Here is a 6,348-nt window from a genome sequence, read left to right as displayed (position 1 = left end):
CCCCCCCCCCCGATCTACCTGCATACCCTCAGCATCTCCACCGGCAGCGCATTCGCCCTCAGCGACGCCGACCGGGTGCGGCTGATCGTGCCGATGTTCCACGCCAACGCCTGGGGATGGGCCTACGCCGCCTGGCTGCGGCGCCGACATGATCATGACCGATCGGTACCTGTCAGGCCGAACACCTCGGCCGCGTCATCACCAAGTAGCGGCAGGCAGAGGGCCGGGCCTATCTCCCGGGTAGCGGATACCTCTCAGATCCTGACGAATCGGACGTCCTCACGAAGGACCCGGGCGGCTCCATCGAGGTCGGCGAGCCTGGTGGCGACGGTCAACCGGGCCAGCGCAGGCGGCAGTGCCTCGGAGAACTTGAGTCCGGTCAGCGCGCGTTCATCGACGGCCGGCAGGCAGATCCGCTCAGCGGCATCGGCGCTCTGGGAGCGCCAGAGAGCAGGAGTCAGGTCGGTGCGCAGGCGGACCGAGGTGTCGTCGAAGGGCTGCACCCCGTCGACCAGGTCGGACAGCGTCGACGCCAGGGTGGCGTTGGCGCGATGGCCGGCCCAGGTCCACCACCGCAGGTCGGCCCCGGCAGCCGAGATGACGGTTCCGCCAGGATGCACGGTCGCCAGTGCCTCGGCACGGCATTCGGCGAGCACAGCCTCGGCCCGCCCCGTCAGACGAACGGGCGGATCCTCGCCGAGCAGGATATCCCGCACCGCACGGGAGAGCGAAAAGCCCGCTCCGCCGAACCGGAGCGCCTGCCATCTCGCGCGGCCACCGCGTTCGGCGGCCTCGACATAGCAGCGCCTGCGTTTCCAGTCGATCCAGGTGATCTTCCAGCTCCGTCCCCCGAGGAGCAGCAGGCGAGGGCCCTCGACCTTGTCGGTCAGCAGCATCGGATCGACCAGCCCCACCTCGCGCCGTCCTTCGAGCACGGTGAACTGGGGTGGCGCGGTGAACACCGCGGTCATCCCCATGAAGTGACGGCGGCCGAAGCGCTCCTCCGCGCGCGGCCCGATCGTGACGAGCTCGCCGTCGGGTTCGACGAACCCGTCGCCAACCAGGTGGGCGATGATCGGGTCTGCGCTGCGGTCGAAGGGAGCGAGCCCGTTCCACGCCTCGGTCCACACGTTCCTGCCGACGGCGCCTTCCTGCAGGCACAGGGCCAGCAACTGCTGCGCGACGATGTGGCGTGGCTGCGGCGGCGCGACCACCGGCTCGACGTAACCGCTCCCCCACAGCCGCAGCAGGCCGGCCGCCCAGAGCAGAGCCTTCTTGTCCACGGCGAGGAACAGGCAGTTGCGTGACGTGCCGGACCGGCGACCGCTTCGGCCGAGCCGCTGCAGGAACGACGCCACGGTCAGCGGCGCGTTGATCTGCACGACCCGGTCGAGGTCGCCGACGTCGATGCCCAGTTCCAGCGTCGAGGTCGACACGATCACGCAGTCACGGGCGTCGGCGAACGCCGCCTCGGCGCGCCGTCGCTCCTCGGCCGAGAGCGACGCGTGCGACAGGAACGTCATCACCCCGCGTTCCCGCAGTGCGGTGCCGAGCTTCTCGACGAGCACCCGGCTGTCGCAGAACACCAGCCGCTTCTCACCCGCATGCAGCGCCGCGAGGACGGTGGCCGCGTTGTCGATCGAGCCGACGTAGTCCAGCTCGAGGTCGGGGGCGGCGGCAGGACTCGCCTCGGGCGCGACCACCGTGGCACGCCGGGTGCCCCGCCCGGCCCCTTGTAGCCAGGTGAGCAGCTCCGCGGGGTTGCCGACCGTCGCCGACAGCCCGACCCGTTGCAGCGGCCTGCCGGTGAGCCCGGTGAGCCGTTCCAGGACGGCGAGCAGGTGCCAGCCGCGGTCGTCGCCGGCGAACGCGTGGACCTCGTCGACCACCGCGGCGCGGACGGTGCCAAGGAATCGCCGATGGTCGACCTTCGTGCTGACCAGCATCGCCTCGATCGACTCGGGCGTGGTCAACAGGATGTCCGGTGGATCACGCAGGATGCGCTGCCGTGCCGAGGCGCCCACGTCGCCGTGCCAGACCGCCACGCGACGGCCGAGCCACGCCGCGTACCGCTCGACACGGGTCTCGAGGTTGTTGAGCAACGCCTTCAACGGGCAGACGTAGAGGACGGACAACCCGGTCCACCGCTGCTGGTCCATCGCCGTGAGCAGGGGGAACAGCGCGGCCTCGGTCTTGCCGCCTGCGGTGGGAGCGAGCAGTACCGCGTCGTCGCCGGCCAGGAGCGGCGCGATGGCGTCGCGCTGCAGGGACCGGAGGGTCCGCCAGCCGAGGCTGTTGACGATGTGGTGGCCGAGCACCGGGTGCAGCGCGCCCGGCGTCACGGCAGGTCCAGCTCGACCTCGCCGGCCCGCGTCGGGGCCGCGGCGCTGCGTTCCACCTCGGTCATCTCCGGGGCGGCGACGGTCAGGGCGTAGTGCACGCGCGGATCGAAGTCGGCGAACTCGTCCACCCGGTCGAGCACGTCGGCCACCAGCTTGCGCAGGTAGAGGCGCGGCGCCAGACCCACCTTCCCGCCGAGCTCACCGGTCAACGCGCGGGCCAGCTCGTCGACGTAGCCGTCGTCGACCCGGGCCCGGACCCGCTCGGGGTTACGGGCCACCCCCAGGTAGAGCTCGCGCACCGTCCGCCCGAGTTCCCCGAGGCGAGGCAGGTCGAAGCCGGTCAGGCGCAGCTGCACGGCTCGTGGCGAGTCGAACCGGGGGTCGGTCGACAGGTCGGTGGCGAGCCGCTGGGCCAGCGGCGGCAGCCGCGGGACACCCTGCGGGCCGTCGAAGAACGCCGGGGTTCCGGTAATCAGGAGGAACAGCCCGGGGAAGCGTCCGGCGTCGAGTTCGTCGAGGAGCTGGCGCAGGGCGTTGAGCCCCTTCTCCCGGACGTCGCCGCGGACCCGCTGCAGCGTCTCGATCTCGTCGAGCACGACGAGCAGGCCGGGGTGCCCGCAGTCGCGCAGGACGGTGAGCAGTCCCTGCAGGAATCCCAGGGCCGCGAAGTGGTCGAGGTCGCCGCGCACGCCCGCGGCCCGCCGGGCGGACGCGGCGACCGAACGCTGCCCGCCGAGCCAGGCCACCAGCGCCTCTGCGGTCGCGGTGTCACCGTCGAGGCGAGCCCGCCGGTAGCCGCGCAGCGCCGCTGCGAACGCGGGCGTGGTGCGGGCGACGGGGGTGAGGCGTTCCTCCATCAACCGGTCGACGGCGGCGGCGAGGGCGTCGACGTCGTCCGCGACGTTCTCCCCGGCGTCGAGGACCTCCTCCTCCAGCGTGTAAAACCAGGAGTCGATCACGGGCCGCAGCGCGCTGGGTTGGTGGGTGGCGGTGGTCAGCCGTTCGGTGAGCCGACGGTAGACGGTCTCGAGGCGGTGCAGCGGGGTCTCGGCCTCCGAGATCTGGATCTCCGCGACCGCCAGCCCGGCCCGTTTCGCCCGTTCTCCGAGCCAGCGCGCGAAGAAGGTCTTGCCCGAGCCGTACTCGCCGCGGACGGCGTGGAAGGCGCTCGCGCCCCGGCTGACGACGGCGAGGTCGTCGTCCATCGCCTCGACGAACCGTTCCAGGCCGACGGCGAGCAGATCCAGCCCGGCCGCGGGCACGGTGCCGCGCCGCAGGGCGTCGATCACGGCCCGGCGCCGGGCCTCGCTCACCGGCGCGGTCATCTCTCGTCCAGACCGAACTGCAGGCGGAGCAGATCTCCGTCGAGCCGGACGAGGCCGGATCCGTCCATGGACAGCACCGGGTAGCCCTCGACGTTGAGCAGCCGCTGCAACGTCGCCACGAGGGCGGCCGGGTCGCGTCCGGCCCTGCCCACCCGCATGGCGACGGCCGTGGCGGACAGCGTGCCGTCGGCGGCGAGGAGGCTGTCGATCAACGCCGCGACCACGGCCTTGTCCGGGGGCTTGCGCACGAACCGGCGTTGGGCTGAGTAGACGTCCGAGTCGACCACCCGCGTACCGATGCTCACCGGAACGGGTTCGGGCGCGTCGAACAGGCCCTCCATCTGCGGGTGCGGGCGCTGCGGCGTGCGCGCCGGGCGCCGCGGAGGTGGCGCCACGACGACGCCGGCCTCCGCCGGCCGACCGTTCCACCAGTCCGGTTCGGTCGCCTCGGGGGCCAGGGGTGTCCACCCGAGCGGCAGGTTGTCCGCCGAGGGCAGCAGCGTAAGCACGGGTGCGGTCATCTCCGCCGGCGACGCGCCGCCGTGGTAGCCGGACCGGCGCTTGGTGTAGCGGATGTCGCTGCGCCAGGGCACGACGACGGCCCCGTCGCCGCAGAGCACGCGCGGACCGCGGAGCGCGACCTCCCCCGGCCCGGGCTCTCCGGTGCGCCACCGGGCCGACTCCACACCGTCGGCCGGGGTCGGCGCGTCGGACCCGGCCGAGCGCTCCAGGACGTGGCCGTGGTCGGCCACCAGGACGACCGGCCGCCCGTAGCTGCGCGCCGCGTCGAGCAGCTCCGGCAGGTAGGTGATGTCCTCGGGCCGCCAGCTGGTGCGGTCGCCCTCCCGGCCGTGGTCGAGCGCGTCGTCGACGGTGTTGAGGACGACGCCCACGACGACGTCACCGGCCAGGGCCTCGACGAGGTCGTCGGCGAGCCGACGTCCGGCCGCGCCGGCGATCCGGGCCTTGTGCACGAGCACCGCGCGCCGCCGGTGCCGCTGCCAGAACGCGCGGAAGCCGTCCGCCTCCCCCTTCTGGTCGGCGGTGCACAGCCGCCCGGTGAGCAGGCTCGCCCGGCTGGCCCGGGTGACCGACGGAATGGTGGCGACGGCCGCCGCGCGGCGCCCGGGTTCGCGCGACACCTCGACCCAGGGCCTGCCGACGAGCTGCTGGCCCAGCTCGACGGCGACCGCGGCGCTCATCCCGTCGACGACCACCACCAGTGGGGGGCCGACCGCCAGCAGCGGCACGGCGATCTCGTCGAGGACCTGCTCGATCAGCAGTGCACCCCCCGGCGCCGCGGCGGTCGCGTGGGCGGCCCAGCTCGCGAGGACCGCCGCGAACTCCTCGTCCTCACGCTGCCGCCGGGCCTGCGCGGCGTCGTACACCTCGGCGTAGCCGCGGGCGACGACGGTGTCGACCTCCGGCTCCCCGGCCCACACCGCGGTCAGGGCACGCTCCACCCATCCGCCGGTGCGCAGGTGCTCGTCCACCCCGCCGGCGACCGAGGTGATCGGCGCGGCCGGGGTCGCGAGCCAGCGCAGCAACCGGACCGCCATCTCGGCGGCCGCGCAGTGCTGCGGATACAGCCGGGCCAGCCGGTGATCGCGCAGCCGCGTCAGCGCGCCGGCCGCGGTGACGATCGCGGTCTCGTCGGGCTCGGCCGACAGGATGGCCGCGACCGCGCGGAGCCGCGCGCGCAGCGACGAGGGCAGGAAGCGGTTGTCCGCCAGCTGCTCGGTCAGCCCCGCGCCGCTCGCCAGGGCATCCGCCCGCTCGACCACGTCGAGCAGCCGTAGCCGAGCCGCGTCGCCGGCCGCGCCGCCGTTCTCGGCGGCCGCGGCCCAGCGTTCGAGCGTTCCCTCGATGGCGGCGACGAAGTCCCGGCGCTGGTCGGGCCGCACCGCGAGGTTCCCGAGCAGACCCCCGACGGCGAGGGCTGCCTCCGCCGGCAGCTGCGGCTGGTCGAGCACCGAGGCGACGAGTCCGACCGCCATCGCCTCCTCCGCCCGGCCCCGCGCGACCAGTGCGAGCAGCACGGCGGCGACCCCGCCGACGGTCTCCTCCAGCCAGCTCCGCAGGCCGTCCTGCTGGTCGGCGGGCAGCTCGGTGAACCGCGCCGGCCCGGTGCGGGTCTGCGACCAGTCCAGCAGCGAGCCGGCGTCCAACGCGTCGCTGTCGATCCCGACGCGTTCGGCCAGCACCGCCCGCACCGCGGCGTCGCGGGTGAGCACGACGCCGGAGCGCGGCCATCCGCCGGCGGGTTCCGCAGCGAGGAGGGCGTCGAGGAGCCAGGGCCGGCGCACCCGTGGATCGAGCTCTCGGGCGCCGAACCGGTGCTTGACGATCTCGTCCGGCTCGACGGTGAGGGTGCGCCGCCCGATCGCGTGGCCCAGCAGGTCCCAGCCCAGCGCGCCGTCCGGTGCGCCGGTGGTGACGACGAGGATGCCGTCGCCGTCCTGGTGCCGATGGGCGTGCCAGGCGTCGACGATGCCGAGCACCGACTGCTCGTCCCGCACCTCGACCGAGCGAGAGACGTCGTCGACCTGGATGGAGAACCTCGCCGGCGCCCACGGGGCGTAGCGGGCGTGCACGAGCGCGAGCCGGCGACCGCGGGCCCGGGGCAGCTCCATGGCCAGGATGTCCTTGACGACGCGGTGGTCGATCTCGGGCGGCGGCAC

At 73.8% G+C, this 6,348-nt stretch carries 3 protein-coding genes; all 3 read right to left on the bottom strand.

The window, feature by feature from the left end:
- Positions 1–254 precede the first annotated feature (254 nt).
- Genes ACFQE5_RS02635 through pglZ form a run of 3 tightly spaced genes read right to left on the bottom strand, consistent with a single transcriptional unit; the run spans position 255 to position 6,348 of the window.
- On the bottom strand, positions 255–2,342 hold the full coding sequence (locus tag ACFQE5_RS02635) for a DEAD/DEAH box helicase (protein ID WP_379582331.1): 2,088 nt from the start codon (positions 2,340–2,342) through the stop codon (positions 255–257).
- Entirely contained in the window at positions 2,339–3,667 is a 1,329-nt protein-coding gene (gene brxD, locus ACFQE5_RS02630) for a BREX system ATP-binding protein BrxD (protein ID WP_379582329.1), read from the bottom strand. The genes ACFQE5_RS02635 and brxD overlap by 4 nt, the downstream gene beginning before the upstream one ends.
- Entirely contained in the window at positions 3,664–6,348 is a 2,685-nt protein-coding gene (gene pglZ / locus ACFQE5_RS02625) for a BREX-2 system phosphatase PglZ (RefSeq protein WP_379582327.1), read from the bottom strand. The genes brxD and pglZ overlap by 4 nt, the downstream gene beginning before the upstream one ends.

Origin of the sequence: Pseudonocardia hispaniensis (genome assembly GCF_042658695.1) — a bacterium.
GTDB classification, from domain to species: domain Bacteria; phylum Actinomycetota; class Actinomycetes; order Mycobacteriales; family Pseudonocardiaceae; genus Pseudonocardia; species Pseudonocardia hispaniensis.
Note: the sequence above shows the minus strand (reverse complement) of the source record. Positions and strands in the feature narration are given on the sequence as shown.